Origin of the sequence: Scandinavium tedordense (genome assembly GCF_024764965.1) — a bacterium.
GTDB classification, from domain to species: domain Bacteria; phylum Pseudomonadota; class Gammaproteobacteria; order Enterobacterales; family Enterobacteriaceae; genus Scandinavium; species Scandinavium tedordense.
In genome coordinates, this window is sequence record NZ_JALIGG010000058.1 from 248,401 (window position 1) to 272,195 (window position 23,795).

22 protein-coding genes and 1 other annotated feature are annotated in these 23,795 nt (G+C 54.3%); of the genes, 10 read left to right on the forward strand and 12 right to left on the reverse strand.

All coding sequences use genetic code 11. The features are described 5' to 3' along the window. Positions 1-4 precede the first annotated feature (4 nt). Genes trpA through MUU46_RS20560 form a run of 5 tightly spaced genes read right to left on the reverse strand, consistent with a single transcriptional unit; the run spans position 5 to position 6,537 of the window. Complete coding sequence (gene trpA / locus MUU46_RS20540; protein ID WP_159758810.1) at positions 5-814, reverse strand: tryptophan synthase subunit alpha; 810 nt, start codon at positions 812-814, stop codon at positions 5-7. Further along, positions 814-2,007: a tryptophan synthase subunit beta gene (gene trpB / locus MUU46_RS20545; protein ID WP_258966518.1), complete on the reverse strand. Its 1,194-nt coding sequence runs from the start codon at positions 2,005-2,007 to the stop codon at positions 814-816. The genes trpA and trpB overlap by 1 nt, the downstream gene beginning before the upstream one ends. 10 nt (positions 2,008-2,017) lie before the next feature. Beyond that, positions 2,018-3,376 carry a bifunctional indole-3-glycerol-phosphate synthase TrpC/phosphoribosylanthranilate isomerase TrpF gene (trpCF, locus tag MUU46_RS20550; RefSeq protein WP_258966519.1) on the reverse strand — a complete coding sequence of 453 codons (1,359 nt, stop codon included), beginning with the start codon at positions 3,374-3,376 and terminating at the stop codon, positions 2,018-2,020. Between the two features lie 3 nt (positions 3,377-3,379). Beyond that, complete coding sequence (gene trpD / locus MUU46_RS20555) at positions 3,380-4,975, reverse strand: bifunctional anthranilate synthase glutamate amidotransferase component TrpG/anthranilate phosphoribosyltransferase TrpD (RefSeq protein WP_258966520.1); 1,596 nt, start codon at positions 4,973-4,975, stop codon at positions 3,380-3,382. Continuing rightward, a complete protein-coding gene (locus MUU46_RS20560; RefSeq protein WP_159758818.1) occupies positions 4,975-6,537 on the reverse strand; it encodes an anthranilate synthase component 1 in 1,563 nt (520 codons plus the stop codon). The genes trpD and MUU46_RS20560 overlap by 1 nt, the downstream gene beginning before the upstream one ends. A 34-nt stretch (positions 6,538-6,571) precedes the next feature. Continuing rightward, positions 6,572-6,666, reverse strand: a sequence feature (Trp leader region). A gap of 173 nt (positions 6,667-6,839) precedes the next feature. Between MUU46_RS20560 and rnm the strand changes: the two genes are divergently transcribed. Further along, entirely contained in the window at positions 6,840-7,724 is an 885-nt protein-coding gene (gene rnm / locus MUU46_RS20565; protein WP_159758820.1) for an RNase RNM, read from the forward strand. Further along, positions 7,721-8,341 carry an L-threonylcarbamoyladenylate synthase gene (locus MUU46_RS20570; protein WP_258966521.1) on the forward strand — a complete coding sequence of 207 codons (621 nt, stop codon included), beginning with the start codon at positions 7,721-7,723 and terminating at the stop codon, positions 8,339-8,341. Before rnm ends, MUU46_RS20570 begins: the two co-directional genes overlap by 4 nt. A gap of 98 nt (positions 8,342-8,439) precedes the next feature. Here the strand turns inward: MUU46_RS20570 and MUU46_RS20575 are convergent, their stop codons facing one another. Together MUU46_RS20575 and MUU46_RS20580 are read right to left on the reverse strand one after the other, a co-directional pair. Then, a complete protein-coding gene (locus MUU46_RS20575) occupies positions 8,440-8,847 on the reverse strand; it encodes a DUF2000 family protein (RefSeq protein ID WP_159759288.1) in 408 nt (135 codons plus the stop codon). A gap of 58 nt (positions 8,848-8,905) precedes the next feature. Further along, on the reverse strand, positions 8,906-9,760 hold the full coding sequence (locus MUU46_RS20580) for an AraC family transcriptional regulator (RefSeq protein WP_258966522.1): 855 nt from the start codon (positions 9,758-9,760) through the stop codon (positions 8,906-8,908). Positions 9,761-10,029: 269 nt separating this feature from the next. Here MUU46_RS20580 and rluB point away from each other — a divergent pair, with 269 nt between their 5' ends. Then, the gene (gene rluB, locus MUU46_RS20585) at positions 10,030-10,941 is read left to right on the forward strand and encodes a 23S rRNA pseudouridine(2605) synthase RluB (protein WP_258966523.1); all 912 of its coding nucleotides are present in this window, start codon (positions 10,030-10,032) and stop codon (positions 10,939-10,941) included. A 25-nt stretch (positions 10,942-10,966) separates the two neighbouring features. Here rluB and cobO read toward each other — a convergent pair whose 3' ends face one another. Further along, the gene (gene cobO, locus MUU46_RS20590) at positions 10,967-11,557 is read right to left on the reverse strand and encodes a cob(I)yrinic acid a,c-diamide adenosyltransferase (RefSeq protein WP_159758828.1); all 591 of its coding nucleotides are present in this window, start codon (positions 11,555-11,557) and stop codon (positions 10,967-10,969) included. Then, positions 11,554-12,312 carry a YciK family oxidoreductase gene (locus MUU46_RS20595; RefSeq protein WP_258966524.1) on the reverse strand — a complete coding sequence of 253 codons (759 nt, stop codon included), beginning with the start codon at positions 12,310-12,312 and terminating at the stop codon, positions 11,554-11,556. Before MUU46_RS20595 ends, cobO begins: the two co-directional genes overlap by 4 nt. Before the next feature lie 262 nt (positions 12,313-12,574). Between MUU46_RS20595 and sohB the strand changes: the two genes are divergently transcribed. Next, the gene (sohB, locus tag MUU46_RS20600; RefSeq protein ID WP_159758832.1) at positions 12,575-13,621 is read left to right on the forward strand and encodes a protease SohB; all 1,047 of its coding nucleotides are present in this window, start codon (positions 12,575-12,577) and stop codon (positions 13,619-13,621) included. 31 nt (positions 13,622-13,652) lie between these two features. Here sohB and MUU46_RS20605 read toward each other — a convergent pair whose 3' ends face one another. Continuing rightward, a complete protein-coding gene (locus MUU46_RS20605; protein WP_159758834.1) occupies positions 13,653-13,904 on the reverse strand; it encodes a YciN family protein in 252 nt (83 codons plus the stop codon). 422 nt (positions 13,905-14,326) lie between these two features. On the opposite strand from MUU46_RS20605, the gene topA reads away from it, so the two are divergent. The 6 genes from topA to acnA all read left to right on the forward strand — a co-directional run bounded on the left by topA (position 14,327) and on the right by acnA (position 21,828). Further along, the gene (topA, locus tag MUU46_RS20610; RefSeq protein WP_159758836.1) at positions 14,327-16,927 is read left to right on the forward strand and encodes a type I DNA topoisomerase; all 2,601 of its coding nucleotides are present in this window, start codon (positions 14,327-14,329) and stop codon (positions 16,925-16,927) included. Between the two features lie 194 nt (positions 16,928-17,121). Continuing rightward, on the forward strand, positions 17,122-18,096 hold the full coding sequence (gene cysB / locus MUU46_RS20615; RefSeq protein WP_097161090.1) for an HTH-type transcriptional regulator CysB: 975 nt from the start codon (positions 17,122-17,124) through the stop codon (positions 18,094-18,096). A 323-nt stretch (positions 18,097-18,419) separates the two neighbouring features. After that, entirely contained in the window at positions 18,420-18,581 is a 162-nt protein-coding gene (locus MUU46_RS20620) for a YmiA family putative membrane protein (RefSeq protein ID WP_110507931.1), read from the forward strand. 2 nt (positions 18,582-18,583) lie between these two features. Continuing rightward, positions 18,584-18,751, forward strand: a complete 168-nt coding sequence (locus tag MUU46_RS23125) for a YciX family protein (protein WP_509908884.1) — start codon at positions 18,584-18,586, stop codon at positions 18,749-18,751. Between the two features lie 129 nt (positions 18,752-18,880). Then, positions 18,881-18,979 carry a small membrane protein YmiC gene (ymiC, locus tag MUU46_RS20625; RefSeq protein ID WP_258966525.1) on the forward strand — a complete coding sequence of 33 codons (99 nt, stop codon included), beginning with the start codon at positions 18,881-18,883 and terminating at the stop codon, positions 18,977-18,979. A gap of 173 nt (positions 18,980-19,152) precedes the next feature. Further along, positions 19,153-21,828 carry an aconitate hydratase AcnA gene (gene acnA, locus MUU46_RS20630; protein WP_258966526.1) on the forward strand — a complete coding sequence of 892 codons (2,676 nt, stop codon included), beginning with the start codon at positions 19,153-19,155 and terminating at the stop codon, positions 21,826-21,828. An 84-nt stretch (positions 21,829-21,912) separates the two neighbouring features. Here acnA and trpS read toward each other — a convergent pair whose 3' ends face one another. After that, the gene (trpS, locus tag MUU46_RS20635; protein WP_258966527.1) at positions 21,913-22,932 is read right to left on the reverse strand and encodes a tryptophan--tRNA ligase; all 1,020 of its coding nucleotides are present in this window, start codon (positions 22,930-22,932) and stop codon (positions 21,913-21,915) included. A gap of 235 nt (positions 22,933-23,167) precedes the next feature. Next, complete coding sequence (gene ribA / locus MUU46_RS20640) at positions 23,168-23,758, reverse strand: GTP cyclohydrolase II (RefSeq protein WP_159758842.1); 591 nt, start codon at positions 23,756-23,758, stop codon at positions 23,168-23,170. Between the last annotated feature and the right edge of the window lie 37 nt (positions 23,759-23,795).

Sequence of the window (23,795 nt, forward strand, 5' to 3'; positions counted from 1 at the left end):
AAGATTATGCGCTGCGGGTAGCCGCCTTCATGTTTTGCACGAAGGTTTTCAATTCCGCCAGCATTGTTGCTGGATTCTCGAGATTCTTCTCGATAATTTTCACAATCGCCGAACCGGAAATTGCGCCAGCAGCACCCGCACCGACGGATGCCGTGACCTGATCAGGGGATGAAATACCGAAGCCCTGCAGCGGAGGTGCGGCGTGGTATTCAGTCAGCTTTTCAATCAGGTGATGCAGCGGTAGTGCGGCGCGGTTTTCCGCCCCGGTCACGCCCGCACGGGACAGCAGATAGGTATATCCGCGACCGTGTGAAGCAATCTGGCGCAGCAGGTCATCATCGGCATTTGGCGGGCAGATGAAGATTGGCGCCACGTTATGGCGCATCGCTGCCTGACGAAACTCTGTCGACTCTTCCACTGGCACATCCGCTACCAGCACGGAATCCACGCCCACACGTGCGCATTCCGCGTAAAATGCGTCAATGCCACGGTTAAAGACCAGGTTGGCGTACATCAGCAGGCCAATTGGAATGGTCGGGTGCTTCTGGCGAATCGCCGCCAGCATTTCAAAGCACTGGGTCGGCGTCACGCCGGAGGCAAATGCGCGCAGGGTAGCGTTCTGAATGGTCGGGCCATCGGCCAACGGGTCGGAGAACGGAATACCCAACTCCAGAGCATCGGCACCGGCTTCAATCAGGGTGTCGATAATTTTCAGCGACTGTTCCGGGTTCGGATCGCCCAGCGTAACAAAGGGAACAAACGCGCCTTCCTTGCGGTTTTTCAGCTCAGCAAACAGGTTGTCATAGCGTTCCATCAGATTTCCCCTCGCGCTTTCAGAATGTCATGTACGGTGAAAATGTCTTTATCGCCGCGACCGGAGAGGTTAACCACCAGCAGCTGCTCTTTTTCTGGGTTCTCGCGCATCATTTTCAGCGCGTGGGCCAGGGCGTGAGAAGATTCCAGCGCCGGGATGATACCTTCGTGACGGCTCAGCGCCTTGAATGCATCCAGCGCTTCGTTATCGGTAATCGACACATATTCCGCGCGACCGATGCTATTCAGGAACGCGTGCTGTGGCCCAACGGATGGGAAATCCAGTCCGGCAGAAATGGAGTAAGACTCTTCAATCTGGCCTTCATCGGTCTGCATCATCGGCGATTTCATACCGAAGTAGATGCCGACGCGACCGTGTTTCAGCGGTGCGCCATGCTCACCGGTTTCAATTCCGTGCCCGCCTGGCTCAACGCCAATCAGGCCGACGGCGGTGTCGTCAATGAAATCAGCAAACATACCGATGGCATTAGAGCCGCCGCCGACACAGGCGATGACGGCGTCCGGCAGACGGCCTTCACGTTCTTTAATCTGCACTTTGGTTTCTTCGCCGATCATGCGCTGGAATTCACGCACTATGGTCGGGAACGGGTGCGGACCAGCGGCGGTGCCGAGCATGTAATGCGCGGTTTCATAGCTGCCAGACCAGTCTCGCAGCGCCTCGTTACAGGCATCTTTCAGCGTGGCTGAACCGCTGTGTACCGGGATCACTTCTGCGCCCATCAGACGCATACGGAATACGTTTGGCGACTGGCGTTCAATGTCTTTGGCACCCATATAGATGCGGCATGTCAGGCCGAGCAGGGCACATGCCAGAGCAGATGCTACGCCGTGTTGACCGGCACCGGTTTCTGCGATGATTTCGGTTTTACCCATGCGTTTTGCTAACAGCGCCTGGCCCAACACTTGGTTGGTTTTGTGCGCGCCGCCGTGCAGCAAATCTTCACGCTTGAGGTACAGCGTGGTTTTGGTGCCTTCAGTCAGGTTCTGACACTTCGTCAGCGCCGTCGGGCGACCTGCGTAGTTCTTCAGCAAATCGGTGAACTGGGCCTGAAATTCCGGGTCCTTCTGCGCGCTCACAAACGCCTCTTCCAGCTGGCGCAGGGCGGGCATCAGGATCTGCGGCACGTACATGCCGCCAAATTCACCAAAGTACGGGTTCAGTAATGTATTCATGTCCATTTCCTTAATATGCGCGCAGCGTCTGAAAGACCGAGGCCAGTTTGCTGGCATCTTTAATGCCCGGTTCAGACTCTACGCCAGAATTGAAATCGAGCCCCGCGCAGCCGCTTTTCGCCGCATCTACACAGTTATCGGGGCTGAGGCCGCCAGCCAGCAGGACGTTACTTAAGTCCTGGCCGTTGAGCAGTGACCAGTCGAAACGTTGCCCGCTGCCGCCCTGGCCGTTATCCAGCACGTATTTGTCGACGTGATTCAGGTTACGGGCAGGGAGGGAATTGTTGACGCTTAGCGCTTTCCAGATTTGCACGTGTGCAGGCAGAGCCGCGCGAAGTTCGTCGATATAGGTCTGGTCTTCGTTGCCATGCAGCTGAACTGCGGCCAGTGACAGGCTTTCGACTTTCGCTGCCACTTCGCGAATGGCTGTATCACGGAACACGCCAACGTAGCTCAGCGGTGCGCTGTTAATGACGTCACGCGCCTGGGTTTCATCCACAAAACGTGGCGATGAAGGCACAAAAATCAGTCCGCCGAATACAGCACCGGCTTCATACGCGGCCTGTGCATCCTGGGCGCGAGTTAACCCGCAAACTTTGTTTTCACCCAGTAACACACGGCGCACGGCGGCATTCAAATCATCGTGTGACATCATCGCCGAGCCAATAAGGAAACCGTTGGCAAAGTGGCTCAGTTCGCGCACCTGACCGTAGGTATTGATGCCGGATTCACTGATCACCGTCACGCCTGCGCCTAAACGTGGCGCCAACTGGCGGGTGCGGTTGAGATCGATGGAGAGGTCACGCAGGTCCCGGTTATTGATGCCGACGACTTTGGCGTTAAGCGCGATGGCACGCTCCAGTTCTTCTTCGTTACTCACTTCGGTCAATACACCCATGCTCAGGCTGTGCGCCACCGCAGAAAGCTGGCGGTACTCGTCATCGTCGAGCACGGACAGCATCAGCAGACAGGCGTCGGCCTGATAATGACGAGCGAGGTAAATCTGGTACGGGTCAACAATGAAGTCTTTGCACAGGATTGGCTGCGGGGCGATGCCGCTGACAATTGGCAGGAAATCGAAGCTGCCCTGGAAATACTTTTCATCCGTCAGGACGGAAATCGCCGACGCATAGTGTTTGTAGATCCCCGCGATACGTGCCGGGTCGAAGTCTTCGCGGATCACCCCTTTAGACGGGGACGCTTTTTTGCACTCCAGAATGAAGGCGGTGCGTGCGCCTTGCAATGCGTCATAGAAATGACGCGTGCTCGGCTGGATCTCATTCTGAAAACTGGCTAACGGTTGCTGCACTTTACGGGCGTCGACCCAGATGCGTTTATCAGCAACGATTTTAGCTAAAACGGTCTGCATTTCTTATCCTCTGGCCGCTAATGCGGTCACGCGATCGTAGGCTGCACCACTGTGCAGGACGTCCAGCACCTGTTGCACGTTGGCTTTCAAATCTTCATGGCCGTGAAGGCGCATCAGCATGGCGACGTTGGCGGAGACAGCAGCCTCGTGGGCGGCTTCACCTTTACCTTGTAGCAAGCGTGAAAGAATGTCACGGTTTTCTTCCGGCGTGCCGCCAGCCAGCTGTTCTTGGTGATAAGGTGTCAGGCCAAAGTCATCGGCGGTCAGCTGATAGCTCTGAATCTCTCCGTCTTTAAGCTCGGCAACCACGGTCGGCGCATGCAATGAAACTTCATCCATGCCGCCGCTGTGAACCACCGCCGCACGCTGATATCCGAGCACGCGCAGGGTTTCGGCAATCGGTAGCACCAGCTCCGGGCTATATACGCCAATCAGCGCAATCGGCGGGTGCGCCGGGTTAATCAAGGGGCCGAGCACGTTAAACAGGGTGCGGGTTTTTAACTGCTGACGAACCGGCATAGCGTGGCGGAAACCGGTGTGGTATTTCGGTGCGAACAGGAAACACACACCCAGCTCATCCAGGGCTTCTCGCGATTTCTCGGCATTCATTTCCAGATTAATACCAAAGGCGGCCAGTAAATCGGACGAACCAGATTTGCTCGATACGCTGCGGTTGCCGTGCTTCGCTACTTTCAGGCCACACGCTGCCGCCACAAAGGCGCTGGCGGTGGAAATATTGATGCTGTTGCTGCCGTCACCGCCGGTGCCGACGATATCGGCAAACGGATAATCCGGACGCGGGAATGGCGCGGCGTTTTCCAACAGGGCGGTAGCGGCCCCGGCGATTTCCTGCGGTTGTTCACCGCGAACTTTCATGCTCACCAGCGCGGCGGCCAGCTGTTCTGGTTTCACTTCTCCGCGTACGACGGCAGAAAACAGCTGGTGGCTTTCCGGCTGGGTCAGGGTTTGCGCCTGATACAGTTTTTCCAGAATCGGTTGCAGAGTGTTAGCCGGTTCGAGTTTCTGTAACGCCCATTCCAGAGTCTGCTCCAGCAGGCGTGCGCCGTGGCTGGTCAGAATCGATTCGGGATGGAACTGGAAACCGACGACGCGGTCGGCGTCATGACGCACCGCCATCACCATGCCGTTATAGCTGGCGTTGATGGTCAGCCCGGCGGGAATATTGCTTCCGACAAGCGAGTGGTAACGCGCCACCGGCAGCGGATTTGCAAGCCCCGCAAACATCCCCTGACCGTCGTGCTCAATGCTGGAGGCTTTACCATGCAGGATTTCCCCCGCTTGACCGACATAACCGCCATAGGCTTCGACAATCGCCTGATGTCCCAGACAGATGCCGATAATTGGCAGCTTGCCGCGCATACGGGTCAGTAGTTCAGGCATACAGCCTGCTTCCGACGGCGCGCCCGGGCCTGGCGATAGCATCAGAACGGGATTATCCATGGTCGCCAGACGTTCAATCAGGGTCTGAGCCGGGACGTGGTTACGGTAAATCACCACGTTATGCCCGCTCGCACGCAGCTGGTCTGCCAGGTTGTAAGTAAAGGAGTCGATATTGTCGAGTAGCAGAATGTCAGCCATTAGAAAATCTCCTTCGCGTGGTGGGCCTGGGCAATGGCGCGCAGTACCGCGCGAGCTTTATTACGGGTTTCATCGGCTTCGGACTGCGGCACGGAATCAAGCACCACGCCAGCGCCAGCCTGGACGGTGGCAATGCCGTTTTCAACAAAAGCGGAGCGGATAACAATGCAGGTATCGAGGTCTCCGTGGGCGGTAAAGTAACCCACTGCGCCGCCGTAGCTGCCGCGACGTTCGCCTTCAGCCGCCGCGATAAGCTGCATGGCGCGGACTTTCGGTGCGCCGCTCAGCGTGCCCATGTTCATGCAGGCGCGGTAGGCGTGCAGCACATCCAGATCCTGACGTAGTTCGCCGACCACGCGGGATACCAGGTGCATGACGAAGGAGTAGCGGTCCACTTTGGTGAGGTCCGCCACGTAGCGGCTGCCCGGCGTACAGATGCGAGCCAAGTCGTTACGCGCTAGATCTACCAGCATCAGATGCTCGGAAAGCTCTTTGTGGTCAGTACGCATTTCAAGTTCAATGCGGCTATCGAGGTCACGATCGAGTGAACCGTCGGCGCGGCGACCGCGCGGGCGGGTCCCGGCAATCGGGTAAATTTCAATCTGACGGTTGCTGGCATCGTATTTCAGTGAGCTTTCCGGCGAAGCGCCGAACAGGCTGAAATCGTTGTCCTGCATAAAGAACATATATGGGCTTGGGTTACTTTTCTTCAGCACGTCATACGCGGCCAGCGGCGACGGGCACGGTAGAGAGAAGCGGCGGGACGGCACGACCTGGAAAATTTCCCCGGCACGAATGGCGCGCTGCATTTTACGCACTACAGCGCCATACTCATCATCGCTCTGGTTTACTTCGGTTTTCATCTGCTCAATTGTGGTCACCGGCAGAGGCAGAGGTGGCTCGTTAAGCTGCTGGCGAAGCTGTGCCACTCGCTGGATAAGTCGCTGTTTCTCGGTTTCCAGGGGAGTAAACAGACTAGCCTGAATGCGGGTGGTTTTGGTCTGATGGTCGATAACCAGCAACGTTTCTGCTAAGTAGAAGCAGTAATCAGGGCAGGAGGTGTCGCTATTGAGCTGCGGCAAATCTTCAAAACCGGCGACCAGGTCGTAGGCAAACAAGCCGCCGAAGAACATCGCTTCGCGCTCGTCAACCGGGACGGTAACCAGCGTTTGCAGCAGGCGGAAGGCATCGAACACCGACAGCGAACACAGGCGTGCATCTTCATCGAGCAGGTTGCTCACTGCCGGGAAGTGCAGGATACGGCCATTCGGCTGACGCTGATTGTTGATGCCGGAAGGCAGGGCGGCGTCGAGTAATTCCAGCAGCGCCGCGCCATTGTCAGAAAGAGCCTGAATAGTGACGGTGTCACCTAAAGCAGTGATGCGCAGCGCGCTGTCGACTAACAGCAGGCTTTTTAAATCGTCTTTACTGTCGATATCCGCCGATTCCAGCAGCAGGGTCGCCGGACGGGCGCCGCACAGCTGATGGAACAGCGCGGTCGGATTTTCCCGGTAAATAGCGTCACTGGTCAGAAGTTCGAGCGCGGGTTTTTGTGTTTGCATTATCGTTCTCACCATCTCGGATATGTTTTTATTCAAAAAAAAGCCCGCTCATTGGCGGGCTTGGTATCTGTGTGTCTTATGCAGACGCGTAGCTACAGCCCGATATCAGGTTGTACGCCACCAGCCATGCAGAGTGAAAGAGAAATATGTCATCGCAGATACCTCGTCGTGTGAACTTGCGTACTAGTTAACTAGTCCGAAGGGGCAAAGTCAACCCCTGATTTCAGAAATTCATTCAGTAAGGCTATGATGGGCACCGTCAAACCCAAACCTGATAGTGATAACTGAACACCGGAGTGATTTTGAGCGACCATCCCTACGCCGTGATTTACGACCTGCACAGCCACACCACCGCCTCTGATGGCCGTTTGACGCCGGAGGAACTGGTGCATCGTGCGCTGGAAATGCGCGTGGGTACGTTGGCGATTACCGATCACGACACCGTGGCGGCCATCCCTGCCGCGCGGGCCGAAATCGCCCGCGCCGGATTACCGCTTGAACTGATTAACGGGGTGGAAATTTCCACCGTCTGGGAAAATCATGATATCCACATCGTCGGCCTGAACATCGATATTGAAAACCCGGCGATGACTGCGTTTCTGGCGGAACAAACGGAACGTCGCCAGCAACGCGCCAAACTTATCGCTGAACGTCTGGAAAAAGCGCAGATCCCAGGGGCCTGGGAAGGGGCGCTGGCCCTTGCGGACGGCGGGGCGGTGACGCGTGGCCACTTCGCCCGTTTTCTGGTGGAATCAGGCAGGGCGAGCAACTTTAACGACGTGTTTAAAAAGTATCTGGCCCGCGGTAAAACCGGATACGTTCCGCCGCAGTGGTGTACAATAGATCAAGCTATTGATGTCATTCATCATTCTGGCGGCAAGGCGGTAATCGCCCATCCGGGGCGTTATAATCTTTCTGCTAAGTGGCTAAAAAGACTGCTGGCTCATTTCAGTGAATGTGGTGGCGATGCCATGGAAGTCGCCCAGTGTCAGCAGGCTCCCCATGAACGCGCGCAGCTTGCCACCTATGCGCGTCAGTACGGTTTACTGGCGTCTCAGGGCTCTGATTTTCATCAGCCCTGTCCGTGGATAGAGCTCGGACGCAAGCTGTGGCTCCCCGCCGGGGTAGAAGGCGTGTGGCAAAGTTGGGAAAAACAGCCCCAAAAGATCAACGAGAGGGAAGTATGAGTCAGTTTTTTTATGTCCATCCGGACAACCCACAGCAACGTCTGATTAATCAGGCCGTTGAAATTCTGCGCAAGGGCGGTGTTATCGTTTATCCCACTGATTCCGGTTATGCGCTGGGCTGCAAAATTGAAGATAAGGGCGCGATGGAGCGAATCTGCCGGATTCGTCATCTGCCAGACGGTCACAACTTCACCCTGGTGTGCCGCGACCTGTCTGAAATATCAACGTACGCCTATGTTGATAACGTGGCGTTTCGCCTGATTAAGAACAATACGCCGGGCAACTACACTTTCATCCTTAAAGGGACGAAAGAGGTGCCGCGCCGCCTGTTGCAGGAAAAGCGCAAGACCATCGGGATGCGTGTACCGTCGAACCCGATTGCGCAGATGCTGTTGGAAGCGCTAGGTGAACCAATGCTCTCAACGTCACTGATGCTGCCGGGGAACGATTTTACCGAATCCGACCCGGAAGAAATAAAAGATCATCTGGAAAAGCAGGTCGATCTAATTATTCACGGCGGTTATCTCGGTCAGCAGCCGACCACAGTTATCGACCTCACGGACGATTCACCGGTGGTTCTGCGTGAAGGCGTGGGCGACGTGAAACCATTCATGTAAGCCATAAAAGCGGCATTGATTGCCCGTTATCCGTGGACCGCAGGTAAATAACGATTTTATAAGCACCGACAGCGGCTGGTTGCGCTGTCGGTATCAATTTATGGATGCAGTTTCAGCCCTTTAATGACTTTGTCCACAGCCTTTTTTGGCCCGCGAATCGCCAGGCCCACCAGATTCAATCGCTCGGCATCCTCAGCAAGAAACACTTCCCGGTTTGCTTCATCATGACCTGTTGAAAACATCGCTTCAACGTAAGGCGTCAGGGTCAATTCGCGTTCGATGCCCTTGAGATGAGCCTTTTGCAGGTCTTCCAGATCGGCTTCAAAAATCAGCATCGGTTCACCCGCGAGTTGACCATACTGGCGGCCAAGCCCGTCGATGTAAGGCTGGCCCAGGATTTCAGGGGCTGAAGCGGTAATGCCCGTGGCCAGAAATGCCACGACGTTCAGGCGCTGCCAGACGGCTAAATCATTGCGGACGATCAGCGCATTTTTGGTGTCAAAAATCACAGGTTTTCTCCATTCGTTCTTGTTGTGAATAGACAGAATGTGAGTTTGGAGGGGATCAAGATAGAACGTTTGTGCACTGGCGCTGGTAAGCGGCAGGCGAAAGGCGGTAAGCGCGCTGGAACCAGCGTCCCATATGGCTTTGGTCGGCAAACCCAACAAGCGACGCGACATGCGCCAAATCTTCGCCTTTGGCCAGTAGCATTCTCGCTGTACGTAAACGCAGGCGAATCAGCCATGCATGGGGGCTTAAGCCGAAGGTGTTTTTAAACTGACGGCTCAGCCGGAAGCGGTCGATCCCAGCCCAGACGGCCAGCTCATCAAGCCCAATATCACTGCCCATTCGGTCATGAAGATAATCCCGCACCTGATACATCTGGCGCTGGGCATCATTCAGCGCCGACGCCGGCCGTTGGCGGATATGCGTTGAAAGTATTTCCAGCAACTGGTCCAGGCTTTGATCGCGCGCCAGCCGGCCTTCCCGGTGGTGCAGGGCAAAGAAACTCTGCTGGATAGCCTGCGTCAGCGCGATATCGTCGGTCAGCGTGTTGCGAAAGGCCGAACCCAGGGCGGAAATATCGCCCAGCCCACGGGCGTTCATCATCCCGGTAAACCAACGCTGCGGAATGTAGAGCATCGCGTATGTAAACCCCCCGGCATCCGGCGCGTGCCCGTCATGCACAGCACCCGGTTCAATCAAGATAGCCCGTCCCGGTGTGCTGGTGTGCAGCGCCCGATGACAATGAAAGCGCTGCAACCCTTGCTGCGTCACGCCGAGCAGAATTTCATCGTGGTCATGCGGATCGTAGGCATGACCCTTAAAGTGCGCACTGACGCTCTCAATACCGGTATCTGCATCGTGCTTAAGCATCAGCCAGCTGTCATGGTGAGGCTGCTCATGAGTGTCTTTCATTGACCTTCTCCGGGAAACGAGAGGTCTTCATTATTGACATGAATGTGTACCAGGTAAAGTTCAGCGACCTAAGCCTGGCGTCGGGTATAACGAGATGAATCATTTAGCCTAAAATTCATGTAAGATGTGCGGTCACGCAGCGCCATGCGGGTTGAGAATGATTCACCCGGGGCGAAAAATGAGTTCTGTTGATGCGTTCAGTGTTATCTAACGTGTTGATTTTGCATATATACCAGACGCCTGGGAAGGCGACACCTAAAGGATGCTCGATGAGCGAGAAATTACAGAAAGTGCTGGCCCGCGCTGGCCACGGCTCCCGCCGTGAAATCGAAACCATGATTCAGGCCGGTCGTGTCAGCGTTGATGGCAAAGTTGCCACGCTGGGCGATCGCGTTGAAGTTATTCCCAGTCTTAAAATTCGTATCGACGGACACCTGATTTCCGTTAAAGAATCCGTGGAACAGATTTGCCGCGTGCTGGCGTACTACAAGCCGGAAGGTGAACTGTGCACCCGTAGCGACCCGGAAGGGCGTCCGACGGTATTTGACCGTCTACCAAAACTGCGCGGCGCGCGCTGGATTGCCGTAGGGCGTCTGGACGTGAACACCTGCGGCCTGATGCTGTTCACCACCGACGGTGAACTGGCGAACCGCCTTATGCACCCGAGCCGTGAAGTTGAGCGTGAATACGCGGTGCGCGTGTTCGGTGAAGTTGACGAGAATAAAATTCGTCAACTGTCACGTGGCGTGCAGCTTGAAGACGGCCCCGCAGCATTCAAAACCATCAAATTTACCGGTGGCGAAGGGATCAACCAGTGGTACAACGTGACCCTGACCGAAGGGCGTAACCGCGAAGTGCGTCGCCTGTGGGAAGCAGTAGGCGTGCAGGTTAGCCGTCTGATTCGCGTGCGTTACGGTGATATTCCATTGCCAAAAGGCCTGCCGCGCGGTGGTTACACCGAGCTGGATCTTGCCCAGACCAACTACCTGCGTGAGCTGGTAGAGCTGAAGCCGGAAACCGAATCCAAAGTGGCGGTCGAGAAAGATCGTCGCCGCGTGAAGGCGAATCAGATCCGCCGAGCGGTGAAACGCCACACCCAGGTGGCGGGTAAACCTGCTAAACCTAAAGGCGGCGGCAGTGCTCGTCGCTCCAGCAGCCGTAACAGCGGCAGCGGATCGTAAGAAAAAAGGCCCTTCGGGGCCTTTTTTAATAGTCGATACCGAGCTGTGCTTTAATGCCCGCATCGAAGGCATGCTTCACCGGGCGCAGTTCGCTCACCGTATCCGCTATCTCCAGAATATCCCGATGACATCCGCGACCCGTGATGATTACCGTCTGGTGATGCGGACGGTTGCGCAGCGCCGTTAACACCTCTTCCAGCGGCAGATAATCGTAAGCCACCATGTAGGTCAGCTCGTCGAGGATCACCATATCCAGGCGGGTATCGGCCATCATACGCTTCGCATGTTCCCAGACCGCTAAACAGGCGGCGGTATCGCCCGCTTTATCCTGCGTGTTCCAGGTAAATCCAGTCGCCATCACCTGAAATTCTACGCCATGTGGCTCCAGCAAATTTCGTTCGCCGTTCGGCCATTCGCCCTTGATGAACTGAATAACGCCGACTTTCTTGCCATGACCCACCGCGCGCGTCGCCGTGCCAAACGCTGCCGTGGTTTTGCCTTTGCCGTTACCGGTCAGCACCAGCAGGATACCGCGCTCTTCCTGGGCGTCAGCGACGCGAGCGTCGACTTTTTCTTTCAGGCGTTGCTGTCGTTCGCGATGACGGTCATCACTCATTGTGAAATCCCTGGTTTGCGGCCCGGCTGGGCGTCGAAAGTCATCCCGGTTTTGCGACGGCTGTCGTCGCCCATCAGCCATAAATACAACGGCATGATGTCGGCCGGGGTTTTTAGCTTCTGAGGATCTTCCGTTGGAAATGCGTTGGCCCGCATCCCGGTGCGGGTGCCGCCTGGGTTTATGCAGTTGACGCGCAGCTGACCCTGATATTCTTCGGCCAGAACCTGCATCATGCCTTCGGTGGCGAATTTGGAGACCGCATACGCGCCCCAGTTGGCGCGGCCTTGTTGCCCGACGCTGGACGAGGTGAAGACCAGTGAACCGGAATCCGATGTGAGTAATAAAGGAAGAAGCGCCTGGGTGAGGTAAAATGTGCCGTTGACATTAACCTGCATCACATCCTGCCAGACATCCGGCTTTTGCTGGTCCATCGGTACGACGTCACCTAACAAACCCGCGTTATGCAGCACGCCGTCCAGGCGCGGAGTGTGAATGCTGATTTTCTGCGCCAACTGGTGACAGGTTTCTGGCGTGCAGGTGAGCAAATCAAGAATAAACCACTGTGGTGCAATGCCGCCTTCCTGTTGGATCTGCTGGGCAACGGCGCGCAGTTTATCTTCATTGCGACCCAAGAGAATGACGCTCGCACCGTAGCGGGCATAGGTCAGAGCGGCTTCACGACCAATACCGTCGCTGGCGCCGGTGACCAGAATGATGCGATGTTGTAGCAATTCGTGTTGCGGTTGATAATGCACGGACTCTCTCCTGTGGCGCTTCGTTGCCCCACGTTACTGTTCTGATTCTGTTTGTTCGCTTTTCGGCTTTATGCCCTAAACGGGCGGGTATTTCAATCAGCCAGACGGAAAGCCTGTTCAGAATTAACATTTTGCAATCATTTCATTGCCCATGAAAAAAACGGGAAGCATGCTCGCATCGTACAATTCAGGCGGGAGACGCACTGTATGGGCTGTTGTACACTGTGCGCGATAACCGAGTGATTCTTTTCAAGGTGGAAGCGTGGAACTACTTTCTCAATATGGGTTGTTTTTGGCGAAAATCGCCACGATTGTGGTCGCGATTGCGGTAGTTGCTACGCTAATCGTGAATCTTACCCAACGTAAAAGGCAGCGCGGAGAGCTGCGGATCACGAATCTCAGTGAACAATATAAAGAGATGCAGGAAGATATGAGCGTGGCGCTGCTTGACGGCCCACAGCAAAAGCTCAGGCACAAAGCGCAGAAGAAAAAGCACAAACTTGAAGCCAAAACGGCGAAGGCTAACGCGAAAAGGGGCGTAAAAGAAACCGGCGATAAGCCCAAAGTCTGGGTGCTGGATTTCAAAGGCAGCATGGACGCCCATGAGGTCACCGCGCTGCGCGAAGAAGTTACTGCCGTGCTGGCGGTGATCAAACCGCAGGATCAGGTGGTAGTGCGTCTGGAAAGCCCTGGCGGCGTGGTGCATGGTTATGGCCTTGCCGCGTCACAGCTCCAGCGCCTTCGCGATAAGCAGATCCCGTTGACCATTGCGGTCGATAAAGTGGCGGCCAGCGGCGGCTATATGATGGCCTGCGTCGGGAACAAAATTGTTTCCGCACCGTTCGCCATTATCGGCTCCATTGGCGTGGTCGCGCAAATTCCGAACTTTAACCGTTTCCTGAAAAATAAAGATATCGACATCGAATTGCATACGGCGGGCCAATATAAACGCACGCTGACGCTGCTTGGTGAGAATACCGAAGAAGGGCGACAGAAGTTCCGCGAAGATCTCAACGAAACCCATCTGCTTTTCAAAGAGTTTGTGCATCAAATGCGCCCGCAGCTAGATATTGACCAGGTGGCGACAGGCGAACACTGGTACGGTCAACAGGCTCAGGAGAAAGGGCTGGTGGATGAAATTGGCACCAGTGATGACCTGCTGCTCGGACTGATGGACGGACACGACGTGCTGAACGTTCGTTATCTGCAACGCAAGAAACTGATGGACCGTTTTACCGGCAGTGCTGCAGAAAGCGCAGACCATCTGTTGATGCGCTGGTGGCAGCGTGGGCAAAAACCGATGATGTAAATGAAATGCGAGGCCTGAGCCTCGCATTTTTTTAATCGACCAGGTGGTATTTTTCTGACAGCTGGTGAGCCAGATATTTGAACATATTGAACACCGCGGTGCTCTTTGGCGTCGGCAGGCCTTGTTCATCAAGATAGTATTCGCCGCTGAACACCAGCACACCGTTGAGCTGTTTCACACCGGTCGCTTCGATACCTTTCATCGTATCATCATGTTCACGGATCAGGCGGTTAGCTTCTACTAGCAGGGACTGGCTATCGATAGGTTGGGATGTTTCTTGCATCACTGACTCCTCTAAAACATGCCGATAGTTTACTCCCGGCGCGGCGCGCGGGCAAATTTTCCCTGTTAAACACAAGGACATCGCGAGGTCGCGTCGGCTGGCGGGAATTGCTTTTGCATGCTAATAAAGTTGCGTAACAGATTTTATCAGGTACAGTGTGACGCTTTCGCATTCTGGCAACAGAATTGCTTGACATTCGACCGAAAATTCTTCGTGCTATACCACCTGGCAGGAAAAGGCCAGCAAACTCAATCCTCTGACTCAGGCTTCTGGGGCCGGACCAGAGAAGGGGTTGATATCCATTGACGCCGCCTCAAGATTTAGGCACGTCGCCAGTGGAAGGTGAATTCAAGTGCGATATATGCACCATCTCCTTTTGGAAGTGCGTATTCCTGGAAGAATCAAATTAGGTAAAGGTGAATATGGGTAAAGCTCTCGTTATCGTTGAGTCCCCGGCAAAAGCCAAAACGATCAATAAGTACTTGGGTAATGACTACGTTGTGAAATCCAGCGTGGGTCATATCCGTGATCTGCCGACCAGTGGCTCAGCAAGCAAAAAGAGCGCCGACTCTACCGCCGCCAAACCGGCCAAAAAGCCGAAAAAGGATGAACGCGGTGCGCTTGTAAACCGCATGGGCGTCGATCCGTGGCACGACTGGGCTGCCCAGTATGAAGTGCTGCCAGGTAAAGAAAAGGTTGTCGCTGAACTCAAACAGTTAGCTGAAAAAGCTGACCATATCTATCTCGCAACTGACCTTGACCGCGAAGGGGAGGCCATTGCATGGCACCTGCGGGAAGTGATCGGTGGTGATGACTCACGCTATAGCCGCGTGGTGTTTAACGAGATAACCAAGAATGCGATTCGTCAGGCGTTTGACACGCCAGGTGAACTGAACATCGACAGGGTTAATGCTCAGCAGGCGCGTCGTTTCGTCGATCGCGTGGTGGGTTACATGGTCTCTCCACTGTTGTGGAAAAAGATTGCTCGTGGCCTGTCTGCAGGACGCGTACAGTCTGTTGCCGTACGTCTGGTTGTCGAGCGCGAACGTGAAATTAAAGCGTTCGTTCCGGAAGAGTTCTGGGAAATTGACGCCAACACCGCGACGCCGTCAGGCGATGCGCTGCCGCTGGAAGTCAGCCATCATCACGATAAGCCGTTCCGTCCGGTTACCCGCGATGAAACCATGGCCGCAGTTAGCCAGCTTGAAAAAGCGCGCTACAGCGTACTCGAACGTGAAGATAAGCCGACCAGCAGCAAGCCGGGCGCGCCGTTCATTACTTCCACGCTCCAGCAGGCGGCAAGCACCCGTCTCGGCTACGGTGTGAAGAAAACCATGATGATGGCTCAACGTCTCTATGAAGCGGGTCACATCACTTATATGCGTACCGACTCCACAAACCTGAGTCAGGACGCGGTAAGCATGGTTCGCGACTATATTGGCGAAAATTTCGGTAAGAAATATCTGCCGGAAAACGCTAATCAGTACGCCAGCAAAGAGAATTCACAGGAAGCGCACGAAGCCATTCGTCCTTCTGATGTTGCGGTTGTGGCCGAATCTTTGAAAGATATGGAAGCTGACGCGCAGAAACTGTATCAGCTGATTTGGCGCCAGTTTGTGGCGTGTCAGATGATGCCAGCGCAGTACGATTCCACCACGCTGACCGTTGGCGCGGGTGATTTCAAACTGAAAGCACGCGGTCGTACGCTACGCTTCGACGGCTGGACGAAAGTCATGCCTGCGCTGCGTAAAGGCGACGAAGACCGTACGTTGCCGCCGGTGAAAAAAGGCGAAGAGCTGACCCTGGTTGAGCTGCTTCCGGCTCAGCACTTTACCAAGCCACCAGCGCGATTCAGCGAAGCGTCTTTGGTTAAAGAACTCGAAAAGCGTGGCATAGGCCGTCCGTCTACCTATGCGTCGATCATTTCGACTATTCAGGACCGTGGTTATGTTCGCGTTGAAAACCGTCGTTTCTACGCCGAGAAAATGGGCGAGATCGTCACCGATCGTCTGGAAGACAACTTCCGCGAGCTGATGAACTACGACTTCACCGCGCAGATGGAAAGCAGCCTTGACCAGGTCGCAAACCATCAGGCCGAGTGGAAACAGGTTCTGAACGACTTCTTTGGCGACTTTACCCGTCAGCTCGAAACGGCGGAGAAAGATCCGGAAGAAGGCGGTATGCAGCCAAACCCGATGATCATGACCAGCATCGACTGCCCAACATGTGGCCGTAAGATGGGTATCCGTACTGCGAGCACCGGCGTGTTCCTGGGCTGTTCCGGCTATGCTTTACCGCCGAAAGAGCGTTGCAAAACCACCATTAACCTGGTGCCGGAAAACGAAGTGCTGAACGTGCTGGAAGGCGACGACGCGGAAACCAACGCGCTGCGTGCTAAACGCCGTTGTGCCAAATGTGGCACGGCGATGGACAGCTACCTTATCGATCCGAAACGTAAGCTGCATGTCTGTGGTAACAGCCCGACCTGCGACGGTTACGAAATCGAAGAAGGTGAGTTCCGCATCAAGGGTTATGACGGCCCAATCGTTGAGTGTGAGAAATGTGGTTCTGAAATGCACCTGAAAATGGGACGTTTTGGGAAGTACATGGCTTGTACCAACGACGATTGCAAGAATACCCGCAAAATCCTGCGTAACGGTGAAGTGGCTCCGCCGAAGGAAGATCCTACTCCGCTGCCAGAACTGCAGTGTGAGAAATCAGATGCGTACTTCGTGCTGCGTGATGGCGCTGCGGGTGTGTTCCTGGCGGCGAACACCTTCCCTAAATCACGTGAGACGCGTGCTCCGTTAGTGGAAGAGCTGTACCGCTTCCGTGACCGACTGCCGGAAAAACTGCGCTATCTGGCAGATGCTCCGCAGGAAGATGGTCAGGGTAACAAAACCATGGTGCGTTTCAGCCGTAAAACGAAGCAGCAGTATGTATCTTCTGAAAAAGATGGCAAAGCGACCGGTTGGTCCGCCTTCTTTATCGACGGCAAGTGGCAGGAAGTCGCGAAGAAGTAACGCGTTTCTGAATCACTGAAAACCCCGTTAAGGGCCGCTCTGCGGCCCTTTCTTTTGGCAAAAAAAGCCACGTTATTATTTTTTCTTCGCATCTATACACATCCGGTATAAATGATATAGTGGTTATAGTTAACCATTTTCTTATTATTAAATCGTATTAGGCAACCGCGCCGTACGCATATCGGATACCGGTCATGAAACTACAGCAACTCCGTTATATCGTTGAGGTTGTGAACCATAACCTCAACGTTTCCTCGACCGCTGAAGGGTTGTATACCTCTCAGCCAGGCATCAGTAAACAGGTTCGCATGCTCGAGGATGAGCTGGGTATCCAGATATTTGCCCGCAGCGGAAAACACCTAACGCAGGTGACACCGGCGGGGCAGGAAATTATTCGCATCGCCCGCGAAGTCCTGTCTAAAGTCGATGCGATAAAGTCGGTCGCCGGGGAACATACCTGGCCGGATAAAGGCTCGCTTTACGTAGCGACCACCCATACACAGGCGCGTTATGCGCTGCCGGGCGTTATCAAAGGCTTTATTGAGCGTTACCCGCGCGTGTCGTTGCATATGCACCAGGGGTCGCCGACACAAATCGCCGAAGCGGTCTCCAAAGGCAATGCCGATTTCGCCATCGCTACCGAAGCGCTGCATCTGTATGACGATTTGGTCATGCTGCCATGTTACCACTGGAACCGTTCTATTGTGGTTACGCCGGATCATCCGCTGGCAGGGAAAGGGTCGGTGACCATCGAAGAACTGGCGCAGTATCCGCTGGTAACGTACACCTTTGGTTTCACTGGGCGTTCAGAACTGGACACTGCTTTCAATCGCGCAGGGCTTACGCCGCGTATCGTATTCACGGCGACCGATGCCGATGTTATTAAAACCTATGTGCGCCTGGGCCTGGGCGTCGGTGTGATCGCAAGTATGGCTGTGGACCCGGTTTCCGACCCTGACCTTATAAAACTTGAGGCAGGCGACATCTTTAGCCATAGCACCACTAAGATTGGTTTCCGTCGCAGCACTTTCCTGCGCAGCTACATGTATGATTTTATTCAGCGCTTTGCACCGCATCTGACCCGCGACGTTGTCGATACCGCCGTGGCGTTGCGATCCAATGAAGATATCGAAGAGATGTTTAAAGATATTAAATTACCGGAGAAATAATTTCGCCGGGTATTAATGGTATCCCTGGCAACGGGGATATCGTGAATTAGATCACTTAACGTAAATTAAAATCTCCCTCATTTGCATTTATCCTTTTTCTGTTTTCCATTCCCAAGCCCTCTAATCCATTAATCTGCTGTTAAAACTCGACAAAAGTAGAAACTATTTTGCCTCTACGCAAATTTTTTCCGTCAATTATTTATTTGCCGTCAAAGATTGAAGATCCAATGGGTAACCATTCGTAAAATCACTGGATTTTTAGCGCTTTTTTAATTAGGATTTATCTCAATGATGATTACTGGTACCGATTGTTCGGTGCAACAATGATAAGTGACGCCGATTGTATGAGGTTAGCAATGCCATCAGGACGAGAAGAACCGCAGAGGGATGCTGAGCTGAAACGAAAAGCCTGGCGGGCGGTATTCCTGGGCTCTGCGCTGTTTTGGGTGGTTGTTGCACTACTCATCTGGAAATATTGGGGTTAAAAATGGTTGTTTCTGGTCAGAGTCTGCCCGTGAAGGCCACATGTCAGTCAAATGACAAACCGCAAGACCACAAAAAGGGGCCGGTAACCGTTCCTGCTTCCTGGAAACTGACGACCCAGCAGAAGGCTTTTATTGATTCCTTCGCTGATGCCGACGATAAAAAAAGTTAATCATTCAACAGAATGTTTTCGGTGAGTTTGCAGTACGTTCGTTTTTGTACTCGTTAATAAATACACCACAGCAATAAGACCACTGCCTGAATAGGCAGTAAGAATGAATAACTATGGGTGTTAAATATAATGAATACGAACCGTAACCTGAAATACTGGTCATGGATTGGAACATTTACACTTTCAGTCCTTTTCTGGTGCCAGCTAGTCTGGATGCTTAGCAAATAATCCTCTGATAAACCCGGCGCTTACGCTGGGTTTTCTTTTTTCCGCCTGTCACGTTTCCCTGCCATTTATCAATTCGGGTTGTTATCAAAGCGTTACGTTCTGGTTGTGTTATCTTTATAGACAGACCCTGAGGAGCATCAGGGTATCGCAATCCCTGTCATTAAGGAGGAGCTATGTCGTCAACCCTACGAGAAGCCAGTAAGGACACGTTACAGGCCAAAGCCAAAACGTATCACTATTACAGCCTGCCGCTCGCCGCCAAAACTCTGGGCGATATTTCTCGCCTGCCAAAATCACTCAAGGTCCTGCTTGAAAACCTGCTGCGCTGGCAGGACGGTGATTCCGTAACTGAAGACGATATTCAGGCGTTGGCGGGCTGGCTGAAAAATGCCCATGCCGATCGTGAAATTGCCTATCGTCCAGCGCGCGTGCTGATGCAGGACTTTACCGGTGTGCCTGCCGTGGTCGATCTCGCGGCGATGCGTGAGGCCGTGAAACGCCTCGGCGGTGACACCGCGAAAGTAAACCCACTTTCACCGGTCGACCTCGTGATTGACCACTCGGTTACCGTCGATCACTTCGGTGATGACGACGCGTTTGGCGAAAATGTGCGCCTGGAAATGGAACGTAACCACGAACGCTATGTATTCCTGCGCTGGGGCCAACAGGCATTCAGCCGCTTCAGCGTCGTGCCGCCAGGCACCGGTATTTGTCATCAGGTTAACCTGGAATATCTCGGCAAAGCGGTGTGGAGCGAGCTGCACGACGGAGAGTGGATTGCTTATCCGGATACGCTGGTCGGTACCGATTCCCATACCACGATGATCAACGGCCTCGGTGTTTTAGGCTGGGGCGTCGGCGGGATTGAAGCCGAAGCCGCGATGCTCGGCCAGCCGGTATCCATGCTTATCCCGGATGTTGTCGGATTCAAACTGACCGGCAAATTGGCCGAAGGCATCACCGCTACTGACCTTGTTTTGACCGTCACTCAGATGCTGCGTAAGCACGGCGTGGTGGGTAAATTTGTTGAATTCTACGGTGACGGGCTGGACTCATTGCCGCTGGCGGACCGCGCCACCATCGCCAATATGGCACCGGAATACGGTGCGACCTGCGGTTTCTTCCCTATTGATGGCGTTACGCTTGAGTACATGCGCCTCAGTGGTCGCAGCGACGATCAAATCGAACTGGTGGAAGCCTACGCCAAAGCGCAGGGCATGTGGCGCAATACCGGTGATGAACCGGTGTTTACCAGCACGCTTGAACTGGATATGAAAGATGTAGAAGCGAGTCTTGCTGGGCCGAAACGCCCGCAGGATCGCGTGGCGCTCGGCGACGTGCCGAAAGCCTTTGCACAGAGTTCTGAGCTGGAACTGAACACTGCGCAAAAAGACCGCAATCCGGTCGACTATACGTTGAACGGGCATCAGTATCAGCTTCCGGACGGTGCGGTGGTTATTGCCGCCATTACCTCCTGCACCAATACTTCCAACCCGAGCGTACTAATGGCTGCCGGGCTGCTGGCGAAAAAAGCTGTCAAAATTGGTCTTCAACGTCAGCCGTGGGTGAAAGCGTCGCTCGCGCCGGGCTCAAAAGTGGTATCGGATTACCTGGCCCATGCCAAACTCACGCCGTACCTCGATGAGCTGGGCTTTAATCTGGTGGGTTATGGTTGCACCACCTGTATCGGTAACTCAGGTCCGTTGCCGGATCCGATAGAAACGGCCATCAAGAAAGGTGATTTAACCGTGGGGGCCGTGCTTTCCGGGAACCGTAACTTTGAAGGTCGTATTCATCCACTGGTGAAAACCAACTGGCTGGCGTCACCGCCGCTGGTGGTAGCGTATGCGCTGGCGGGTAATATGAATATTAATCTGATGACCGACCCGCTGGGACATGATCGCAAGGGCGATCCGGTGTATTTGAAAGATATCTGGCCGAGCGGCAAAGAGATTGCTCGCGCAGTGGAAGAAGTCTCGACCGAGATGTTCCGCAAAGAGTACGCAGAAGTGTTTGAAGGCACGCCGGAATGGAAAGCCATTCAGGTGGATAAATCAGACACTTATGGCTGGCAGCAGGACTCAACCTACATCCGCCTGTCACCGTTCTTTGATGAAATGGGCATAGAGCCGGACCCGGTGCAGGATATTCACGGCGCGCGCATTCTGGCGATGCTCGGTGACTCCGTGACTACTGACCACATTTCCCCGGCAGGGAGTATTAAACCGGACAGCCCTGCAGGGCGTTATCTGCAAAATCATGGCGTCGAACGCCGCGATTTTAACTCCTACGGCTCACGGCGCGGCAACCATGAAGTGATGATGCGCGGCACCTTCGCCAACATCCGTATTCGTAATGAAATGGTGCCCGGTATTGAAGGCGGTATGACACGACATCTGCCTGGAACGGAAGTTGTTTCGATTTACGATGCCGCGATGCGCTATCAGGAGCAGAGTACGCCCCTGGCGGTAATCGCCGGGAAAGAGTACGGCTCGGGTTCCAGCCGCGATTGGGCAGCAAAAGGCCCGCGTCTGCTGGGCATTCGGGTGGTTATCTCGGAATCATTCGAGCGTATTCACCGTTCTAACCTGATCGGGATGGGGATTTTGCCGCTTGAGTTTCCGGCAGGCGTTACCCGCCAAACGTTGGGGATGACTGGCGAAGAGCAGATTGACATCGTTGACCTGCAAAAGCTGAAACCAGGTGCCATTGTGCCGGTGACGCTGACCCGCGCGGATGGTAAAAAAGAGGTGATTGATTGCCGCTGTCGTATCGACACGGCGACGGAGTTGACCTATTACCAGAACGACGGGATCCTGCATTATGTGATTCGTAATATGTTGCGTTAAGCCTATTTGCTTGTGTAGTCCCGGTGAGCACTGGCGCCAGCGGGCAAACAATAAGGGCCTGCAAAAAATTGCAGGCCCTTTCGTTCAAAACATCACCGGCAACCCCATCCCGCGTTTAACGGCAAGCAGCGTTTTTTGCGTATGCTCATGGGCTTTCTCACTGCCTTGCTTCAATAATCCCAATAACATTTCTTTGTCGGTAATCAACCGCTGACGGCGCTCGCGAATCGGGAACAGCAGCGTCTGCAGGCAGTCTTCCAGCTCATTTTTGCACTGTCTGTCGCCGAGTCCCCCTTGTTGATAGTGCGCTTTCATCTCCGCCACTTTTTCGCTATCGGGATGGAATGCATCGAGGTAAGTGAACACAACGTTGCCTTCAATTTTACCTGGATCGCTAATGCGCAGATGCGAGGGATCGGTATACATCGCGCGAACGGCACGCTGGATCTCCTGTTCGCTGGCGGAAAGCGTCAGCGTATTGCCGAGCGATTTCGACATTTTGGCTGAACCGTCAATGCCCGGCAGGCGTCCGGTGGCGCTCAGTAAGGCCTGACAGTGACGCAGAACCGGGGCGTTCATCAGGCTGTTCATCTTGTGCACAATTTCATTGGTCTGCTCAATCATCGGTAACTGATCGTCACCGACAGGCACAAGGTCAGCGCCGAACGCGGTGATATCGGCGGCCTGACTGATGGGATAGATCAAAAATCCCGTGGGCACTGAGCGGGCAAAGCCTTTCTGCTGAATTTCATGTTTGACCGTTGGATTACGCTCCACGCGTGAGACGGTGACGATGTTCATATACAGCATCGTCAGTTCTGCGAGCGCGGGAAGGGCGGATTGCAGGCAAATAATGGTCCGCAGAGGATCGATGCCCACCGCCAGGTAATCGGCCATCACCTCGAGGATATTACTGGCGATTTTTTCGGGCCGGGATCCGTTATCGGTCAAGCCCTGCAAATCGGCAATCAGAACAAATTGCGGGTGCAGTTGCTGGAGCGCAACGCGCTGGCGCAGTGAACCGGCATAGTGGCCGAGATGCAATTGCCCGGTTGGACGGTCGCCGGTTAAAATACAATGAGATGTCGCGGTTGGATGTGTCATCAGAAGCTCCTGTTTTGACCACCGGAGACGGTTCTGTTGACAGAATGGACGCCTTCCGGCGGCCTGAACTAAAAAAAGATAAAGGGATATCAGGCGGCCTAAATTAAGGCTGCCACCAACGATAAGTGAGGGAGGTACGAGTGATATTCATGTTTCGACCTTACACCCATTCAGGCACAGGCACAATCAACAGATTCATGCAGGAGAGGCGGTGCCCGCAGGCACCGCAGCATAATTAATTGCCGAGCAGATGGCCCATCTTGGCGGCTTTGGTATCGAGATAATGTTCGTTCTTCGGATTGCGACCGACAATCAGCGGCACGCGTTCAACGATGTTGATCCCGGCTTCTGTCAGGATTTCGACCTTCTTCGGGTTGTTGGTCAGCAGACGCACTTCATCCACGCCCAGTAGCTTGAACATATCCGCACACAGGGTGAAATCACGTTCATCGGCGGCAAAGCCCAACTGGTGATTTGCTTCCACGGTGTCATAGCCCTGATCCTGTAACGCATAGGCACGAATCTTATTCAGCAGCCCAATGTTACGACCTTCCTGACGATGATAAAGCAGAATACCGCGACCTTCTTCAGCGATGTGCGTAAGCGCGGCTTCCAGTTGGAAACCGCAGTCGCAGCGCAGGCTGAACAAGGCGTCTCCGGTCAGACATTCGGAATGTACGCGCGACAGTACCGGTGTTTTCCCAGAAATATCGCCGAACACCAGGGCGACGTGATCTTGCCCGGTTGCCAGTTCTTCAAAGCCCACCATCAGGAAATCGCCCCAAGGGGTTGGCAGTTTGGCTTCTGCCACACGTTTAAGCTGCATGTGATTCTCCAGATTATATCGGCATGCATGTGCCTTC

Coding starts and splice junctions, on each gene's coding strand:
- rluB (WP_258966523.1), top strand. CDS start 10,030: ATGAGCGAGAAATTACAGAAAGTGCTGGCCCGCGCTGGCCACGGCTCC.
- trpCF (WP_258966519.1), bottom strand. CDS start 3,376: ATGCAGACCGTTTTAGCTAAAATCGTTGCTGATAAACGCATCTGGGTC.
- ymiC (WP_258966525.1), top strand. CDS start 18,881: ATGAATACGAACCGTAACCTGAAATACTGGTCATGGATTGGAACATTT.
- trpB (WP_258966518.1), bottom strand. CDS start 2,007: ATGAATACATTACTGAACCCGTACTTTGGTGAATTTGGCGGCATGTAC.
- MUU46_RS23125 (WP_509908884.1), top strand. CDS start 18,584: ATGGTTGTTTCTGGTCAGAGTCTGCCCGTGAAGGCCACATGTCAGTCA.
- topA (WP_159758836.1), top strand. CDS start 14,327: ATGGGTAAAGCTCTCGTTATCGTTGAGTCCCCGGCAAAAGCCAAAACG.
- cysB (WP_097161090.1), top strand. CDS start 17,122: ATGAAACTACAGCAACTCCGTTATATCGTTGAGGTTGTGAACCATAAC.
- MUU46_RS20620 (WP_110507931.1), top strand. CDS start 18,420: ATGATAAGTGACGCCGATTGTATGAGGTTAGCAATGCCATCAGGACGA.
- acnA (WP_258966526.1), top strand. CDS start 19,153: ATGTCGTCAACCCTACGAGAAGCCAGTAAGGACACGTTACAGGCCAAA.
- trpS (WP_258966527.1), bottom strand. CDS start 22,932: ATGACACATCCAACCGCGACATCTCATTGTATTTTAACCGGCGACCGT.
- MUU46_RS20560 (WP_159758818.1), bottom strand. CDS start 6,537: ATGCAAACACAAAAACCCGCGCTCGAACTTCTGACCAGTGACGCTATT.
- ribA (WP_159758842.1), bottom strand. CDS start 23,758: ATGCAGCTTAAACGTGTGGCAGAAGCCAAACTGCCAACCCCTTGGGGC.
- MUU46_RS20570 (WP_258966521.1), top strand. CDS start 7,721: ATGAGTCAGTTTTTTTATGTCCATCCGGACAACCCACAGCAACGTCTG.
- cobO (WP_159758828.1), bottom strand. CDS start 11,557: ATGAGTGATGACCGTCATCGCGAACGACAGCAACGCCTGAAAGAAAAA.
- MUU46_RS20605 (WP_159758834.1), bottom strand. CDS start 13,904: ATGCAAGAAACATCCCAACCTATCGATAGCCAGTCCCTGCTAGTAGAA.
- trpD (WP_258966520.1), bottom strand. CDS start 4,975: ATGGCTGACATTCTGCTACTCGACAATATCGACTCCTTTACTTACAAC.
- MUU46_RS20580 (WP_258966522.1), bottom strand. CDS start 9,760: ATGAAAGACACTCATGAGCAGCCTCACCATGACAGCTGGCTGATGCTT.
- trpA (WP_159758810.1), bottom strand. CDS start 814: ATGGAACGCTATGACAACCTGTTTGCTGAGCTGAAAAACCGCAAGGAA.